The 16,622-nt window shown below is 59.8% G+C and carries 12 protein-coding genes, 2 tRNA genes and 1 pseudogene; 11 read left to right on the top strand and 4 right to left on the bottom strand.

Annotated elements, in window-relative coordinates:
• Positions 1–35: 35 nt before the first annotated feature.
• The 7 genes from ROSERS_RS24015 (at position 36) to ROSERS_RS07375 (ending at position 8,003) form a co-directional block, all read left to right on the top strand.
• A complete protein-coding gene (locus tag ROSERS_RS24015) occupies positions 36–941 on the top strand; it encodes a GNAT family N-acetyltransferase (RefSeq protein WP_011956180.1) in 906 nt (301 codons plus the stop codon).
• 386 nt (positions 942–1,327) lie between these two features.
• A complete protein-coding gene (gene topA, locus ROSERS_RS07395) occupies positions 1,328–3,697 on the top strand; it encodes a type I DNA topoisomerase (protein ID WP_011956179.1) in 2,370 nt (789 codons plus the stop codon).
• A 213-nt stretch (positions 3,698–3,910) separates the two neighbouring features.
• Complete coding sequence (locus ROSERS_RS07390) at positions 3,911–4,573, top strand: ComEA family DNA-binding protein (RefSeq protein WP_011956178.1); 663 nt, start codon at positions 3,911–3,913, stop codon at positions 4,571–4,573.
• A gap of 14 nt (positions 4,574–4,587) precedes the next feature.
• Positions 4,588–6,009, top strand: a complete 1,422-nt coding sequence (gene pyk / locus ROSERS_RS07385) for a pyruvate kinase (protein ID WP_041333266.1) — start codon at positions 4,588–4,590, stop codon at positions 6,007–6,009.
• Between the two features lie 157 nt (positions 6,010–6,166).
• Positions 6,167–6,325, top strand: a complete 159-nt coding sequence (locus ROSERS_RS25915) for a hypothetical protein (RefSeq protein WP_157041000.1) — start codon at positions 6,167–6,169, stop codon at positions 6,323–6,325.
• Positions 6,326–6,331: 6 nt separating this feature from the next.
• On the top strand, positions 6,332–6,598 hold the full coding sequence (locus ROSERS_RS07380; RefSeq protein ID WP_041333262.1) for a hypothetical protein: 267 nt from the start codon (positions 6,332–6,334) through the stop codon (positions 6,596–6,598).
• A gap of 1 nt (position 6,599) precedes the next feature.
• The gene (locus tag ROSERS_RS07375; RefSeq protein ID WP_198136363.1) at positions 6,600–8,003 is read left to right on the top strand and encodes a hypothetical protein; all 1,404 of its coding nucleotides are present in this window, start codon (positions 6,600–6,602) and stop codon (positions 8,001–8,003) included.
• 1,400 nt (positions 8,004–9,403) lie between these two features.
• Here ROSERS_RS07375 and ROSERS_RS07370 read toward each other — a convergent pair.
• The 3 genes and pseudogenes from ROSERS_RS07370 to ROSERS_RS25905 all read right to left on the bottom strand — a co-directional run.
• Positions 9,404–9,667 (bottom strand): annotated as a pseudogene (locus ROSERS_RS07370) (type II toxin-antitoxin system PemK/MazF family toxin); the annotation flags it as partial.
• On the bottom strand, positions 9,664–9,909 hold the full coding sequence (locus tag ROSERS_RS07365; protein ID WP_011956173.1) for a hypothetical protein: 246 nt from the start codon (positions 9,907–9,909) through the stop codon (positions 9,664–9,666). The pseudogene ROSERS_RS07370 and the gene ROSERS_RS07365, both read right to left, overlap by 4 nt.
• Before the next feature lie 119 nt (positions 9,910–10,028).
• Positions 10,029–10,346 (bottom strand): hypothetical protein, encoded by a 318-nt coding sequence (locus ROSERS_RS25905; protein ID WP_157040999.1) that lies wholly within the window; start codon positions 10,344–10,346, stop codon positions 10,029–10,031.
• Between the two features lie 298 nt (positions 10,347–10,644).
• On the opposite strand from ROSERS_RS25905, the gene ROSERS_RS07360 reads away from it, so the two are divergent.
• From ROSERS_RS07360 to ROSERS_RS07350, 3 genes are all read left to right on the top strand, one after another.
• A complete protein-coding gene (locus ROSERS_RS07360) occupies positions 10,645–12,330 on the top strand; it encodes a PD40 domain-containing protein (RefSeq protein ID WP_011956172.1) in 1,686 nt (561 codons plus the stop codon).
• Between the two features lie 256 nt (positions 12,331–12,586).
• Positions 12,587–12,663 (top strand) — tRNA-Ile (locus ROSERS_RS07355).
• A gap of 44 nt (positions 12,664–12,707) precedes the next feature.
• A tRNA-Ala gene (locus tag ROSERS_RS07350) sits at positions 12,708–12,783 on the top strand.
• A gap of 704 nt (positions 12,784–13,487) precedes the next feature.
• Here the strand turns inward: ROSERS_RS07350 and ROSERS_RS07345 are convergent.
• Positions 13,488–14,735 (bottom strand): amino acid ABC transporter substrate-binding protein, encoded by a 1,248-nt coding sequence (locus ROSERS_RS07345; protein WP_011956171.1) that lies wholly within the window; start codon positions 14,733–14,735, stop codon positions 13,488–13,490.
• Positions 14,736–15,182: 447 nt separating this feature from the next.
• Here ROSERS_RS07345 and ROSERS_RS07340 point away from each other — a divergent pair, with 447 nt between their 5' ends.
• Positions 15,183–16,610 carry a dipeptidase gene (locus ROSERS_RS07340; protein WP_011956170.1) on the top strand — a complete coding sequence of 476 codons (1,428 nt, stop codon included), beginning with the start codon at positions 15,183–15,185 and terminating at the stop codon, positions 16,608–16,610.
• The last annotated feature ends 12 nt before the right edge of the window (positions 16,611–16,622 follow it).

The following is a 16,622-nucleotide window of genomic DNA, read 5'->3' as shown; positions in this document are numbered from 1 at the left end:
ACATCCGGTTCCACAGAGAAACATTCGCAGATGCTATGGCAGTCATGTCACGTCTCTATGCCGGTGAAGACGACTATGCCCGCATGCGCCAGCTGGTGGCGGAAATCGAGGCGCTCGAAGGTCCGCGCGTGTACTGTCACGTTGGCAATCTCGACTGGTGGCGCTGCACCGACGAAGACACCCACGCCCTGCCGACGCGCATCCGCCTCTGGTTCGACCATCAGGGCGCGCTGGTCGGGTTTACCTGGCCCAGTGAGCATCAGGTGGATCTGCTGGTGCATCCGGCGCACCGCTCGATCGAACCAGCAATGCTCGACTGGGTGGAGCATCTGAGCCGTCTCGACGTTGATGATCCGCATCCACACGTATCGGTCTGGAGTTATGCGCACGACACATACCGCAACGATCTGCTGGCGCAGCGCGGCTACCGGCGCACCGAACACTTCCTTTCGCTCAGCGTGCGCGATCTGGGTCAGCGTGTGTCCGAGCCGGACATTCCTTCCGGTTACGTCATTCGCACGATGAACGGTGAAGATGACGTGCATGCCCGTGTCGAAGCACACTGCGACGCCTTCGCGCCCTCGCGGATGACCATTGCCCGGTATCGTGCGGTTGTGCACGCTCCCGCCTACCGCCCCGACCTCGACCTGATCGCGGTTGCGGCAGACGGAACCGTCGCTGCCTTCTGCACCCTGTGGTTCGACCCGATCAACCGTGTCGGCGAGATCGAACCGCTGGGATGCCGCGCCGCGCACCGTCGTCGCGGACTGGCGCGCGCACTCGTGCTGGAAGGTCTACGGCGGTTGCAGGGGTACGATGCGCGTTATGTCACAGTGTTCTACGGCAGCGAACCGGAGGATCAACCGGCGCGACACTTCTACGCCAGCCTCGGCTTCGTTGAGCAGGGACGCATCTACGCGTGGATAAAGGAAGGGCGTTGAGCACCGCCCCGCACCATCGCGCCCGTCATTGCCCCCTCCCAGGGGTAGATTTTTTGGGAAGCCCCTGCGTGCGCTCGTCCGTTTCAGGCATCAGGACATCCACACTCCCCTTTCAACCCGTTGTGGGAGAAGGGGGCAGAGGAGATGAGGGGCAAAAGCGCACGGAAATCCGGCAGGCATACATGATCCGGCGGCGTTGGCTGAGCTGAACGAGCGACAACCGTGCCCCCCACAACCATCATACTCTTGACATGCGGATCGCCAGCCTTTATAGTGCACGGATGGGTTGGGGTCGAAAACCCATGGAGAACAAGGTCATTCTTGTGGTATAGTCACTGCCTGTATGCCACAGGCGCATACCGATAACAACTGAAACTGGACAGAGTATGGGCGAGAAACTGGTTATTGTCGAGTCGCCAGCCAAGGCGCGCACCATCCAGAAGTACCTCGGTCAGGGGTATCGGGTCGAGGCGTCGATGGGGCATGTTCGCGATCTGCCGAAGAGCGACCTTGGCGTTGATCTCGATGCGAACTTTACGCCGGTGTATGAGGTTTCGCCGGGCAAGGAGAAAATCATTGCCGCGCTGCGCAAATCGATTCGCCAGGCGGATGCCGTGTATCTGGCGACCGACCCGGACCGCGAGGGGGAAGCAATTGCCTGGCATATCACCGAGGCGGCGAAAATTCCGCGCGGAAAGCCAGTGTACCGGGTTGTCTTCACCGAAATTACGCCTGGTGCAGTGCGCAGCGCCATGGCGTCGCCGCGCGACATTGATCGGCGGTTGGTCGATGCGCAGCAGGCGCGTCGTGTGCTGGATCGTCTGGTGGGCTACAAACTGTCGCCGCTCCTGTGGGAGAAAGTGCGACGCGGGTTGTCCGCCGGGAGGGTGCAATCGGTTGCAGTACGCCTGATCGTTGAGCGTGAACGCGAGATCGAGGCATTCGTTCCGCAGGAATACTGGACAATCGAAGCCGATCTGCTCAAACAGGAAGCGCGCGATCCGTTTCGCGCCGTGCTGATCGAGCGTGCTGGCAGGAAACTCGAAAAGTTCGACATCGGCTCAGGTGAGCAGGCGCAGGCGATCATTGTCGATCTGGAAGGCGCCGCGTATATCGTGCGCAAGGTGACGCGCCGTGACAAACGACGCAGCCCGCCGCCGCCGTTCACTACCAGCACCCTTCAGCAAGAAGCCGGGCGCAAACTCGGCTTTTCCGCAAAACGCACTATGGCAGTGGCACAACAGTTGTACGAAGGGGTGGACATTGGCGGCGATGAGGGTTTGGTTGGTCTTATCACGTATATGCGCACCGATAGCGTGAATGTATCGCGCGAAGCGCAGGAAGAAGCACGCATCGTTATTCGCGATCGGTACGGCGAAGCATACCTGCCGCCCAAACCGCCGGTTTACAAAACGAAGACCAAAGGAGCGCAAGAGGCGCACGAAGCCATCCGTCCAACCCTCAGCCGGCGCACGCCGGAACAGGTGCAACCCTACCTGACGAGCGATCAGTACCGTCTCTATGAGTTGATCTGGAAACGGTTTGTCGCCAGCCAGATGGAGGCGGCGGTGTTCGACAGTACGACGGTGGACATTGGCGCAGGGCGCGGGATCGAGCGCAGTGCGGGCAACGATCCGTACACCTTCCGAACCACCGGTTCCGTCCTGAAGTTCCCCGGATTCCTGGCGGTCTACAACGTCAGCCTGGACGAAGGCGAGGAGGATGAGGATAGCGAACGGCGATTGCCGCTGCTGGCGGAGGGTGATGTGCTCGCGCTGGTGCAACTGTTGCCGGTGCAGCACTTCACCGAACCGCCGCCACGCTTCACCGAAGCCAGCCTGGTGAAGGAGTTGGAACGTCTCGGCATCGGACGTCCTTCCACGTATGCACCCACCATCTCGACGATCATCGAGCGTGAGTACGTTGAACTTGCGGATAAGAAACTCGTGCCGACTACCCTTGGCAGAGTTGTGACCGACCTGTTGGTGCAGCATTTCCCGAGCATCGTCGATTATGGCTTCACCTCGGAAATGGAGCAGCAACTCGATGACATCGCTGAAGGGGAGAAAGAGTGGACGCCAGTATTGCGCTCCTTCTACGAACCGTTTGAGCAGAAACTGGCGGACGCGCAGCGCAGTATGCGCAATGTCAAGCGCGAGGAGATCCTGACCGACCTGACCTGCCCAAAGTGCAGTCAGGGACAGCTGGCGATCCGGTTCGGCAAGAATGGCGAATTCCTGGCATGCAACCGCTACCCGGAGTGCGATTTCACCAGTGACTTTCATCGCGACGGCGAGGGACGCATTGTGATCGATGCGCCAGCCGCGCCAGAAGTGAGTGACGTCATCTGTGAGTTGTGCGGACGACCAATGGTGCTGAAGAAGAGCCGGTTCGGTCCATTCCTGGGATGCAGCGGCTACCCGGAGTGCAAAAATACCCGACGCCTCGACAAACAGGGGAAGCCGGTGCCGCCGCCAAAGGCGACCGGCGTGACCTGCCCGAAGTGTCGTCAGGGGGAATTGCTGGAGCGGCGCGGCAAGTTTGGTCGTCCGTTCTTCGGATGCAGTCGTTATCCGAAGTGCGACTACCTGGTGAACTCGCTCGAGGAAGTTGCAAACTACACGCCCGAGAATAACGCGCCAATGGAGGCGAAGGCAGAGGAACAACCTGCAACGAAGCGAACAAAGACATCCACCGGCAAAAAGCGGGCAAAAACAACTGCACCTGGGAGCGGAACACCGAACGTGGAAGATTGATATTGATTATAATGTTGATACCCGACAACAGCGACACAGAATCGGACAGTTGCATAGGCAAGCAGCAACGGTCAGGCAGGGGACGAATGGGTTCCTGGCAGGGATGACGAATCGGTCGTTGAGAAGAACGCGCGCTTCCAGGATAATGAGCAGTGGAGGGATGGCAGTCTCCTGCTTCCCACGTGCAACTGTTGTGTTCCTGGAGGCGCTGGTATGGAACTGCTCAGCGAATTAGCGCAGCGCAAGGCGCTGATCGCAGCCGCGCTCCTGTTTGCGCTCGGTGCTGGCGTGCTTGGACAGACAATCCTGGAGTATATGGCGCCACCGACAGCGCCACCCGCGGCAACCACGGAATTCGTCGTCGATGAGGAGTTCACCGAAGAGACAGGCGGTCGGGCAGCAGCGGAGCGTCCGGCGACGCCGACAGCCATCCCGTTTATTGTCGCCTACGTAAGCGGGGCGGTACGCGCGCCGGATGTCTACCGGCTCCCCGGCGGTGCGCGGATCAAAGACCTGGTGCTGGCAGCTGGCGGTTTTGCCGATGATGCCGACATTGAGCGTATCAACCTGGCAGCCCCGATCACCGATGGTCAGCACGTGCGTGTTCCGTGGATCGGAGATGGAACCTCAGCAGTGGAGATCACACCAGCAGAGAGCCCGAAGGGCGGCAACTCTGGCGGCTTGCTGGATTTGAACCGGGCAACGGTTGCAGAACTCGACGCCCTGCCGGGCATCGGCAGCGTGCTGGCGAATCGGATTGTCGAATGGCGCGAACGTGAAGGACCGTTTCGATCGGTCGATGATCTCGGCAAAGTGGAGGGCATCGGTCCTGCGCTGCTGGCAAAACTTGCACCGCTCGTGACCGTTGCTCCATAATGAAGCAGGAGCATATGCGCCGTACAAAAATAGTAGCGACGATTGGACCGGTCAGCAGCACCCCAGAGGTGATCGAACGCCTGCTCAACGCTGGCATGGATGTGGCGCGGCTTAATTTTTCGCATGGGACCCAGGATGAGCATGCTCGACGGATCGAGATGTTGCGCGAGGTTGCTGTGCGCAAAGGACGACCGCTGGCACTGCTGCAAGACCTGCAAGGACCGAAGATTCGCACCGGTTCGCTGGTTGATCGCACGCCGGTCATGCTTCAGCCCGGCGCCCGTTTCACCATCACAACGCGCAATGTTGCGGGAACTGCGAGTCTCGTGAGCACAACCTATGCTGCCCTTCCCCGCGATGTTCGTCCCGGCGACCGCATCCTGATCTCCGATGGCTTGATCGAAGCACGGGTCGTGCGCGTTTCTGGCGATGACGTGGAAACCGAGATCGTCGTCGGCGGCGAACTGCGTGAACATCAGGGCATAAACCTCCCCGGCGTCGCGGTCAGTGCGCCAGCGCTGACCGACAAAGATCGCAGTGATCTGCTCTTCGGTCTGGCGCAGGGAGTGGACTATGTAGCGCTCTCATTTGTGAGGCGCGCGTCGGATCTGGTGGAAATCAAGGCGCAGATCGCTGCGGCTGGCGCATCGACGCCGGTCATTGCAAAGATCGAGAAGCCGGAAGCGCTGCACGAATTCGAAGCCATTCTGGAAGCGGCGGACGGCATCATGGTTGCGCGCGGCGATCTGGGGGTCGAAATGCCACCCGAACAGGTGCCTATCGTCCAGAAACAGGTGATCGAGGCGACGAACATGGCGGGCAAGCCGGTCATTACAGCCACGCAAATGCTCGACTCGATGATTCGCAACCCGCGCCCAACACGCGCCGAGGCGAGCGATGTCGCCAATGCGATCATCGATGGCACAGATGCGGTGATGCTCAGCGGCGAAACCGCCACCGGCGCGTATCCGGTCGAAGCGGTGCAGATGATGGGGCGCATCGCTGAAGTGACCGAAGCCAGCGGACGGCGCGGCGACCACAGTCATGAGATCATCTGGCGTTTCCATGAGCAGCCGACGGTCGCAGCGGCGATCAGTTCCGCTGTGCATGCGATCGTGCAGGTGCTGCCGGTGACTGCGATTGTCGCATTCACGATGAGCGGCAGCACCGCCCGTCTGGTGGCGCGGCAGCGCCCAAAGACGCCGATCTTTGCGCTGACGCCATCTGAAGCGGTCTATCGGCGACTGAACCTGGTATGGGGCGTTACGCCGCTCCTGTGTCCCTACGTTGATCGACTGGACGATCTGGAGGATGCGGTACGCAATGTGCTGATCGGTCAGGGGTACGCCCGTCCTGGCGATCAGATCGTGATGACCGGCGGGCATCCGATTGCCACGCGCGGCGCAACGAATTTCGTGAAGGTGATGCGGTTGTAGGTCGATGATGTCGACTCGCAGAGAGGCGGCGCGGTTGCCGCCAGTGTTCCAACACTCAATGTTCTCATCGGGTCTTTATCCCGCAGCAATGATGGAAATGGTATAGTGTGCACGAATGATCAGTGTTGCAGATTGTGCACATAAAAGGAACGTTGACGTGGTCGAGACGGAGCTGTCCGGGATAGTGATTATTGTACTGGCGCTGGGGATCATTCTCTGTGGTCCGGCGCTTTTTATCCAGGGTTGGAGATGGCTTCGGCGCATTGTGCACGCCGGGATGCGCAGCGCACGCTCGAAGCCATTGCAGGAAGAATGACACATCATGCACCAGGTTCGTGCACTGCGCTGGAGCGCATGCTGGATGGTAATCGCGGCGCTGCTGCTGAGCATCGCTGTCGGGTCTCCGGTTGCGCTGGCGGTTGAACCGACGCCTGCGCCGACCGAGCCGCGCCAGGAGAGTCTGGCAGGACCGATGATCGGGTTGTCGCTGGCGATTGCATCGAGCGCGCTGGCGGCGGGGATAGCGTTCGGCGTGCGGCGGCGCATCGACGAGATCGGTGCAGAAGGCGACTCAAGAGGGCGCGAGTAGCGTGCGAAAACGACGTCCACCACGCCACGCCACGTCGCCTGGCGGCTTCAGCATTGTTCTGACGGCGCTGATACTGGTTGGAGCAGGGATCCTGCCTCCCGCGACAACCATGCCTGCAGCAGCGCAGATTACGCCGTCTCAAGCGCCGGTTACCCTTCCCCCGGACTTCATGGGCATGGTGATCCGTGATCCCTGGTTTGATTTCGACACCAACCCGGCATTCCCCGGTCAACCGAACAAGACCTTCCAGGATCGCATGGGAACGGCGCTGGCGCAGATGGGCGCCCGCTGGGTGCGCCTCGATTTTCGGATTGCTGCGCCGCTTGACGCCGATCCGCCGTTGCCGCCGGATTTTATCGAACGCGAGATTGCCAAAAACGACTACTTCATCAACGAAGTCGCGCCCCGGCATGGCTTCAAGGTGCTGGGTCTGCTCAGTTTCGACCTCATCCAGGGCACAGATGCGCATGTGCTCAACACCGGTCCGTTCACCGAAACATCGATCTACGGTGGCGGCGTGAACCGCTACATGGACGAGTGGCTGCGGCGCGCGCTGATGATCGCCGACCGGTACGGCGACCGGGTGGCGGCGTACCAGGTGTTGAACGAGCAGAACCGTCTGCCGCAGTACCTGCCCGGCGGACCGGCGGGTGACGGCATTGATCCGGTCATTACGGCGCGCCTGGTCACCAAACTGTACCGTTTCTGCCGCGGCATCCCGCCGCTGCCGCGCCCTGAACCGTATGGATGCGCGAATGCCGCGATCATTCTCGGCGGGTTGCATCCGCGCGGCACGACGAATGGATATGATGATCAGACGCTCTTGACCGATGCCGAGTACCTGAAGCAGATGTATGCGAGCGAGCCGTTCCAGGGTTTCAGGAATGCTCAGAGGCGCTGGCCCCTGGATGGGATTGGCTACCATCCGTACCCCGAAGAGATCCGTCTCTCGCCGAACGATGCGCTGGTTGATCGCGGATTGAACCGGATGCGCGCCGCGTTGCAGGAAGCCGGCGATCCAACGATACCGTTCTGGATCACGGAAGTCGGATACAATGTCGGGTTCGATGTGGATGGACCGCGTGGACCGATCCCGCCACAGACCGAAGCAGGACAGGCGGCGTTTCTGTACGATGTGTACGTCTCTCTGGCTGCGCGCGGCGACGTGGCGCGGATCTTCTGGTTCAAGTACGAAGATTTTCCGCCAGCGGACGGACCGAATGCCCAGCGATGGGGGTTAGTGCGCATTCCATTCCGCCCGCCGCAGCCGGGTGAGAACTGCCCCGGCGGAGCATGCTACGCTCTTAATGGCGAGCCTGAACGGTGGCGTCCGGCGTACCTGGTCTACCGCGAACTTGCCGGGTTGCCGGTATATCGGCAGCATTTCCCGATCATAGGGCGGTGAGGCGCGCATTCATCAGCGTTGCGCCCCCTCTTTACCATCGGGCGATGGTGATGCGCCCTCGCGTCTGCATGGCGTGAGCGCCTGAAATGTCTGGCGCTAAGAGCCTATCCGAATAACTGTGACCTCTTCGCCTGTGGCTTGATCGCCTTGCGTGCTGCCAGGTTATTCGGATAGGATCTAAAGGACGGGCGCCCGACCGACATCAATCTCTGTGCGATCGTCAACGCATGCTCTCCAAACATCGCCCCCCACCAATGGCGTCTGCTTCCGGCTGATGTTCCGCCGATGAGTTCCGTTCGCTCCTCTTTTGACACATGGAATCGTGATGGAACATTCGTCAAGATCGCTGTTAGACAATCCCCAGCGTAAACAGCACGCAGCGTTCGACAGCTGCCATCGTCGATTGACTCACGCTACCCAAGCGCCGAATTATAGCAGTTCCCATAGAGGTTGAACCAATTGGACAGGGTTGAACACTCCCAGTATCGTGCTCCCCACACGGTGACCGAAATAAATTTCGGTCTACGCTCTGCCGCAAGCGGGCGCCTCGCGCGACACGGCAGACCCGGACAAGGGTCAACATATCTGAGAACTGCTATAATCCGCTATCCCGCGCGAGCCGTCGGGCTGAAGCCCTCGGCCAGCCAGGGCGAAGCCCGCCTGCGCGGGCGAGAGCGGAATAATTCCTCAAAGATCATACGCCCTCGGCTGGACAAGGCGAAGCCCCCCTGCGCGGAACGCGAACTCCAACGGCGACCCTCTCGCCTCTCGCCTATCGGCTATCCAGGACAAAGCCCCCCTGCACGGAACGCGAACTCCAATGATGACCCTGTCGCCTATCGGCCATCGGCTATCGATTAGCGGTTGAAACCGCGCCTGAGCGGACGCTTCGCGCCGGGCGACCGCCTATGCGGTCGCCGTGGCAGCGTCCACGCAGGTGGACGCCCGGTGAAAAGCCGTCCAGAGGCGATTTCAATCGCTGAACGCTTTCTGATCAACTCCAGTCCCCCCGGAATATGGCAAAGGGAAGCGAAACGCCAGCCCCGCAGGGGCTTCCATGCGCTCAGGGAAGGCTTGAGCCCACACCTGCCGCAGTCGTCCAAGGAGGTTCAACCTCTATGAGAACCGCTCTCATCCGCTATCCCGCGCGAGCCGTCGGTCCAATGGAGATTGAGCATTTATAGCAGCTCTCACAAAGATTGGTCTGGTTGGGCAGGGTTGCACTCGCCATCGAAAGCAGACGCCGTGTGCGCCCTCCCTCCGCGTGCTCCGCGTCTCTGTGTGCATCAGACCGGCTCACGCGGAGGCGCGGAGGCGCGGAGATCGGGAGCGCAGCGGAAACGGGCGCCTTGCGCGACACGGCAGATCCGGACGAGGGTCAACATATCTGAGAACTGCTATAAGCGTGTGGCATCCAAGACGCGAAGTTGATGGCATAACGCGACAGAGTCATCACTCAAGCCGCCGTCGCCTGCGGCAACCCGTACGCACGAGGGCAAGGCTGCACGGCGGAGATTCGTCGTGAATGGAATCGTCACCACGGTCGTCGTGAAGGTATTGATGGCATCGTTCTGGAAGATCAGGACAGGCCGAATGCTGGCTTGTTCTGATCCGCGAATCGGATTCAGATCGGCAAGCCACACCTCACCGCGCTTGATCATCATTGGGCGTCCTCATCGTGCAGTTGGACGCGATAGTCCTCCAACCCTTCTTCCGCCAGAGCGCGATCCTCATCTGCAAACCCGGCATAGAGCGTTGCGATCTGGGTCGCATCAATCACCGGCAGTGGCGCGACGCGCGCACGGAACCGCAGAAAAGCGACATATTCGGCAACCTGCTGTAGCTCGGCTTCGCTCAAGGTATTCAAAGCCTGGACCACTTGTTCTTTGACCGACGTGATGGACATCACTCCCCTCCCATGAACGACGCGAAACGCTGCTGGCGCTCAAGCGATATTGTACCACTTCGTTCGCGGCGACCCGCACCCCTGCGAGTGTCCCGGCAGCAGTTGGCTTCGGCGCCCAGTCAACGGTTTCGACGATCCGTTCCAGGATTACTCCACATCTGGCGGCGTACCGGCGCAGAAACGGCGATCAGGCGCTGTATGCCGGGTTGCTGGCGATGATCCGCGTGGCATGGCGCAATGTGAACTCTGGCAGGGGACGATAGATGCGCAGCAGCGTTTTCTGGCGCACCATGGCACGCTGGTATGATAATGACCGGCAGCGCACGCCAGGGACCCGCCAGTGCAGCCAGGTCGCCTGGCGGGTAGGAGAATTGTAAATGCACGATGTCGGCACTCATGTCGGCAACCCCGAACTGATATTCATCCAACTGCTCCATTTTTCCATTCCTCAAAACAAAATTAAGACGTTTCCAAATCGATCCGGGACTCAGTTCGCACTGATCCCGGCACTTCCAATGATGCGACTGTAGATCAAATTAAAAAGAACTCATAAAAACCTTATCTATACAAAAAATCGGCAGCTTTTTGTTATACTGATTATGCTGAAAGCGAACAAGTATCAATATATCGCTCTCTATCCGGCAACAAGCAGGACAGGAACGTTCGGAACAATTGCTGGAATATGGGAAGAGTATATCAGTCGGTGACTGCGATGAAAGGAGAGAAGCCGCATTTATGGTGAGCATTATCCGGCGGATCGTGTTTCTCGTGTGCGTCTTCGGGTTTGCTGGCGGTGTGGTGATCGCATCACCACCGCCTCAGAGTCCAATGAACACGTCGAACCTGATCCAGGACGGCGGTTTTGAGCAGGAGGGTGAAGGATGGGAAGCGTGCGGCAATGTGGCGCTCGTGGACGCTCAAGCGGATGGCGCTGAGTTCGTCTACTCCGGGCGCTACGCGGCCGTGATGGGTGTGGAAGCCGATGGCAGCAATTGCCCGCAACTGCCCGATTTCACGACACCGAAGCAGATATTGAGCCAGCAGGTCAGTATTCCAGGCAATGCCGCCGCCGTCACCGTCTCCTTCTGGTTTCGCGCCGCCGCAGGGACAACGGTCGATGTTTTCCTTGCCAATAGTTTTTATCAGTTCGATCCGGGTCTGATCGGCGTCAAATTGGGGACGTTCCCAACCGACCAACCGCCGGGGTGGCAGTTGTATCGCACCGTGCTCCAGGGTGAGCGTCTCGAACGGGTGCGCGGGCGGACGTTGCGATTCGCAATTGTTATCCAGGGCGGAACCAGCGTCGGACCGGATACAGTCCTGTTGATTGATGATGTTCAGGTGATTGCCGCCGACGGGCGCACAGCCGCTTCACCGCTGCCGCCAGCGCTCCGGGGCGATGGCAGTCGCCCGCTGGCCGTCATCCGCGCCGAGGGGCAAAACCGCTGGCTGTACCGGATGGATACAGATGGCACGAATGCGCAACTGATCTATCGCGGACTGCTCGGTGATGTTCGATACCCTGCCTGGTCGCACGACGGTCAACGCATTGCGGTTGTTGACAACAATACCTGGCCCTGGCCCACGCCTGATCCTGACCCGCAGAACAACCTGGTGGCTTCGGCAATCACCGTGATCAACGCTGATGGCAGCGGCGCCCGGCAGGTGTACCAGACGCAGAGCCGCAAGGGATCGCGTTGTCCATTCATTCCTGGTCCAGGGAATCCAACAGAGACCCCCTCGCTGATCTTAAGGATTTCCAGTGTCCAGTGGTTGCCTGACAACAATCGTATCGCCCTGACCCAGGTAGGGTTTGGCGCCTTTTGCGACGGGCGTCTTGCGCAGGGAGGAACGGCTGATATTTTGAGCTTGACCCCTCCTTCATTGGTTACATCGCCGCTGGCGCAACGTGCCACCGCACCGAGTATCAATCGAAACGGGAAAATGTTGTTCCATGGCTTTGATCTCTCACGACCGCGCAATCGCGCTGACGGGGTTTGGGAACTCGATCTGGGCGCTCAACCGCCCTCTGAGACCCACCTGATTGCCCATGGTGCGGATCAATCGCCTGCATGGGCACCTGATGGACGGCGCTTCGCCGTGGTGCGCCGGACGACCAGCCCTTCGGCGGATGTGAGTGAGAGCACGTATGCGATCATGCTCTATGATCGTCAAAATCTCAACAATCCGCGGATGCTGCTGTTCGCCGATCACGGACGCAGCGTCAGCAGTCTCAGCTGGTCGCCGGACGGCGCATACCTGGTGTATACGCTCTATCAGAGCGATGGCGGAGGCGATATCTGGTGGCTCGACGTCTCCAGTGGTGCGACGGGACCGATCACGAAGGATGGGCAGGCGCTTGAGGCGGCATGGCGCCCGGTGTCGGTGAGTCGTGTCTTCCTGCCGCTGGTTGTCCGTTGAACGGCGGGCGCGTTCAAGGGCGGCGTTGTTGCGCTACGAGGCATGTTCACGGAATCCTGACGCCTTTTCGTTGCCTGCCCCTCTCCGGTGATGCTGGAGAGGGGCAATGTTTCGGTTGAACCGAAACCGCAGTATGCAACAGGAAGCCCGTAGAGCCCCGTTTTTCTGCTTGACAGCAACGCAGCAGCGTGGTATCTTATCGTCTCGTGAGCGGGAGAGTAGCGTGTTTCGCACGGGTGTGGTACAATACAGACGAGGGCGTATAGCTCAGCAGGTTAGAGCGCGATCCTGATAAGATCGAGGTCGGTGGTTCGAGTCCACCTACGCCCACCATGGAGAGCAGAGAATTGAGCCTTTCTCAATTCTCGCTTTATTTCGGGGCGATAGCTCAGATGGGAGAGCGGCTGCTTTGCACGCAGCAGGTCCGGGGTTCGAATCCCCGTCGCTCCACCACACAAGAATGATCAGGGAAATAAATCGGAGCAACAATGCTCCGGTTTTTTTATGCGCTGCAGAGGCACGGCTTGTATAAGAGATTGTGAATGCACTCCAGCCGATAGCCGGTAGCCGATAGCCGATAGCCGATAGCCGATAGCCGATAGCCGATAGCCGATAGCCGATAGCCGATGGTCGAGAGGGTTACCGTTGGAGTTCGCGTTACGCGCAGGCGGGCTTCGCCTTGCCTGGCCGAGGGCTTATGGTCTTTGAATAAATAATCCGGTATAGCCCGCGCAGGCGGGCTTCGCCCTGGCTAGCCGAGGGCTTCAGCCCCACGGCTAGCGCGGTAGAGCGGAATAAATTCTCAATCTCCATGAGCCCGACGGCACGAGGCGAATACCGGATTTACAGCATTTCCCAAATGCATTGATCATTGTTCACGCCTACTGTATCGCACAACGCGCCCGACTCCGGCAGCGTGTTTCTATGAGAACTACGATATGCCGAAATACATTTCGGCGTACTTCTCTCGTAGACCGAAATTCATTTCGGTCGCCGCGTGGGGGCGCGATTCTGGGAGTGTTCAACCTCGTCCATTTGGTTCAACCTTTGTGAGAACTGCTATAAATGCTCAATCTTCATAATTTCGGTCAATTCTGTTCGGCGATCAGGACGTTGCGCTGAAAGGACGCAGCGGCGCTGCGCTCCGCCAGTTTGTGTCAGCGGAACGGCGGGGACGCCAGCACGCCGCCGGCGCCGAGATTCCAGACCTTGTTCGGTCCGCGGTCAAGGTTGATAACAGTGTTTGGTCCCAGGTTGCGGTTGTAAATATCGCCGTAGTTGCCGACCTGCTTGATGATCTGGTAGGCGAAGTCGTTCGGTAGCCCCAATCCCTCGCCAAAGTTTCCTTCCAACCCCAGCAACCGTTTGATGCGCGGATCGGTTGTGCTGGTGCGCAACCGATCAACGTTGCGCTGGTCGACACGCAACTCCTCTGCATAGATCGTCGCAAAGACCGTCCAGCTGATCACGTCGAGCCACTGGTTGTCGTCGCGGGCGATGACGGGACCGAGCGGCTCGCGCGAGATGCGGTCGCCGAGAATGATGTGGTCGGCAGGATTCTTGAGTTGCTGACGTTTGGCAGCCAGTTGGGAACTGTCGCTGGTCACCGCATCGCATTCGCCTTCGTCGTAGGCGGGGTAGAGTTCATCTTCGCCATCAAGCACGCGGGCAGTGAACCTGATGCCGCGCGCGGCGAAGTCGTCGTTCAGGTTCTGCTCGCTGGTGGTGCCTTTTGCAACACAGATCACCTTGCCTTCGAGATCTTCAAGTTTCGTGATCCGGTCTTTGGCGCGTACCATGAAGGTCTGACCGTCGTGAAAGGTCGTGGGACCAAACGCCAGACCGCTGATGTTCCGTCCCAATGTCCAGGTGGTATTGCGGAACAGGACGTCGACCCGTCCCTCGCGCACGGCATCGAACCGGTTGTTCGGTCCTGGTCCGGTGCCGAGGGCGACGAACTCTACTTTTGTGGCATCCCCGAAGATCGCGGCAGCGACAGCGCGGCAGAAATCGACATCGAAGCCGCTCCAGGTCTGGCGCACGCTATCGTAGAAGCCAAACCCAGGCAGGTCGGCGTTCGTTCCACAGATCAGGTAGCCGCGCTCCTTGACGCGCGCCAGGATCTTTTGCGGCGCCGGCGGGGGAGTGGGCGGTTCCGCAGTTGGCGGTGCAGGGGTGGCGGTAGCATCGTCGGAGGGCGCGCTGGTCGGCGATGGTGCAACGGTCAGCGTGGCGGTCGCCTGAGACACCGGTGCGGGAGTCGCCGTTGCGATCAGAATGATCGGTTCAGGGGTCGGTTGTCCGCCGAGCAGTCCGCCGAGGTTGCCACACCCGGCAAGGACGAACGCCAGCACTATCAGGGCTATCGGTGGAACTCGAGCAGCGGGCGAAAAGCGGGTGTGCATGAATAACGGCTCCTCCTGATGACATCTGGTTGTGTGCATGGTAGCATACCTGGCGTGGAACGTTGAAGGAAGGTTGGAACGTTGAACGTTGGAAGGTTGAAGGTTGCCTGTGCCGCTTCAATCAAATGGGTATGTGCGTTCGTTGGGGAGAGGGGCGACTATGTCTCTGCATCCTCTATTGCTAGCATGCTAGCATAATCAGGTGACAGGAGGACGCGGCAGATCACTATTGCTGGTATGCTAGCATAATCAGGTGACAGGAGGACACGGCAGATCACTCTCGGAAAGTTCTAGAGCGAAGTGCGTACAGAGAACCATTGGTATGGCTTGACATACCGCCGATCTGTGTCGATAATCCGACGTTACAGGTCGCGCAACTGCTCTCTTTCCGCCAGGCCAGGAGTTCGTTCTTTCTCGATCCCTTTGCAATTCGACAGGAGACGCCAGATGACATGGCAAACATATTTGAACGAACAGCAGGACCGTTTTCTTGCTGAGTTGCTCGATTTTCTGCACATTCCCAGTGTGTCGGCGCTGCCGGAGCACGCGGCTGATGTGCATCGCGCAGCGGAGTGGGTCGCAGAACGGATGCGCGCCGCAGGGATCGAGTCGGTGCAGATTCTGCCAACCGGCGGGCACCCGGTGGTGTACGGCGACTGGTTGCATGCCCCTGGGAAGCCAACGGTGTTGATCTATGGGCACTTCGACACGCAACCTGCCGATCCGCTCGAGTTGTGGGATCATCCGCCATTCGAGCCGGTGGTGCGTGATGGGCGGGTATATGCACGCGGCGCTTCGGACGATAAGGGAAACATGCTTCCGCCGATCCTGGCGGTCGAGGCACTGTTGCGCACAACCGGCGCGCTGCCGGTCAACGTCAAGTTTCTGTTTGAAGGACAGGAAGAAATCGGCAGTCCGCAGATTCCGGCGTTTGTAGCGGCGCACCGTGATATGCTGGCATGCGATCTGGTGATCAGCAGCGACGGCGGACAGTGGAGCGAGACCGAGCCGGCGATCCTCACCGGTTTACGGGGCGGCTGCGGCGTCCAGATCGATGTGCGTGGACCGAACCGGGATCTGCACTCCGGTCTCTACGGTGGTGCGGTGCAAAATCCGATCCACGCGCTCACGGCGATCCTGGCATCGATGCGCGGTGCAGATGGGCGCATTTTGATCGAAGGGTTCTACGATGCTGTGCAACCGCTGACCGACGACGAGCGGCGGCGGTTTGCCTCGCTCCCCTTCGACGAAGCCGCGTACATGGCGGACCTGGGGGTGACAGCATTGTGGGGCGAAGCAGGGTACACGACGTATGAGCGTACCTGGGCGCGCCCCACGCTGGAGATCAACGGGATATGGGGCGGCTTTCAAGGTGAAGGGGTGAAGACGGTGTTGCCATCTGAGGCGCACGCCAAGCTGACGTGCCGACTGGTCGCCAATCAGGACCCGGCGACGATTGTGGCATTGATCACGGCGCATGTGCAGAAGCATACGCCGCCGGGTGTCACGGCGACGGTAACGCCGCTGAAGTTTCTGGCGAAGCCGTACCTTATGCCGTTCGATCATCCGGGTAATCGCGCAGCGCGCGACATCCTGGTTTCCATGTATGGTCGTGAACCCTACGAGGTGCGCAGCGGCGGCAGCATTCCGATCTGCACCATTCTCCTGGACGAATTAGGGGTCTACACGGTCAACTTTGCATTTGCACTGGAGGACGAACGCCAGCATTCGCCGAACGAGTTCTTCCGCCTGAGCAGTTTTCGCCGGGGACAGGAGGGATATTGTATGCTGCTGGAGCGACTGGCGGATCTGGAGCCGAGGATCAAGAACCAGGAACCGAGAACCAGGAACCAGGAACCAGGAACTGAGAACTGAGAACTGAGATCC

It is taken from the genome of Roseiflexus sp. RS-1 (genome assembly GCF_000016665.1).
Lineage (GTDB): Bacteria > Chloroflexota > Chloroflexia > Chloroflexales > Roseiflexaceae > Roseiflexus.
The sequence above is the reverse complement of the archived record's forward strand: the minus strand, read 5'-3'. Positions and strand labels throughout refer to the sequence as shown.

Excerpts from the sequence above, each read along its gene's own strand:
- ROSERS_RS24015 (WP_011956180.1), top strand. The coding sequence starts at position 36 with ATGGCAGTCATGTCACGTCTCTATGCCGGTGAAGACGACTATGCCCGC.
- topA (WP_011956179.1), top strand. The coding sequence starts at position 1,328 with ATGGGCGAGAAACTGGTTATTGTCGAGTCGCCAGCCAAGGCGCGCACC.
- ROSERS_RS07390 (WP_011956178.1), top strand. The coding sequence starts at position 3,911 with ATGGAACTGCTCAGCGAATTAGCGCAGCGCAAGGCGCTGATCGCAGCC.
- pyk (WP_041333266.1), top strand. The coding sequence starts at position 4,588 with ATGCGCCGTACAAAAATAGTAGCGACGATTGGACCGGTCAGCAGCACC.
- ROSERS_RS07380 (WP_041333262.1), top strand. The coding sequence starts at position 6,332 with ATGCACCAGGTTCGTGCACTGCGCTGGAGCGCATGCTGGATGGTAATC.
- ROSERS_RS07365 (WP_011956173.1), bottom strand. The coding sequence starts at position 9,909 with ATGTCCATCACGTCGGTCAAAGAACAAGTGGTCCAGGCTTTGAATACC.
- ROSERS_RS25905 (WP_157040999.1), bottom strand. The coding sequence starts at position 10,346 with ATGGAGCAGTTGGATGAATATCAGTTCGGGGTTGCCGACATGAGTGCC.
- ROSERS_RS07360 (WP_011956172.1), top strand. The coding sequence starts at position 10,645 with ATGGTGAGCATTATCCGGCGGATCGTGTTTCTCGTGTGCGTCTTCGGG.
- ROSERS_RS07345 (WP_011956171.1), bottom strand. The coding sequence starts at position 14,735 with ATGCACACCCGCTTTTCGCCCGCTGCTCGAGTTCCACCGATAGCCCTG.
- ROSERS_RS07340 (WP_011956170.1), top strand. The coding sequence starts at position 15,183 with ATGACATGGCAAACATATTTGAACGAACAGCAGGACCGTTTTCTTGCT.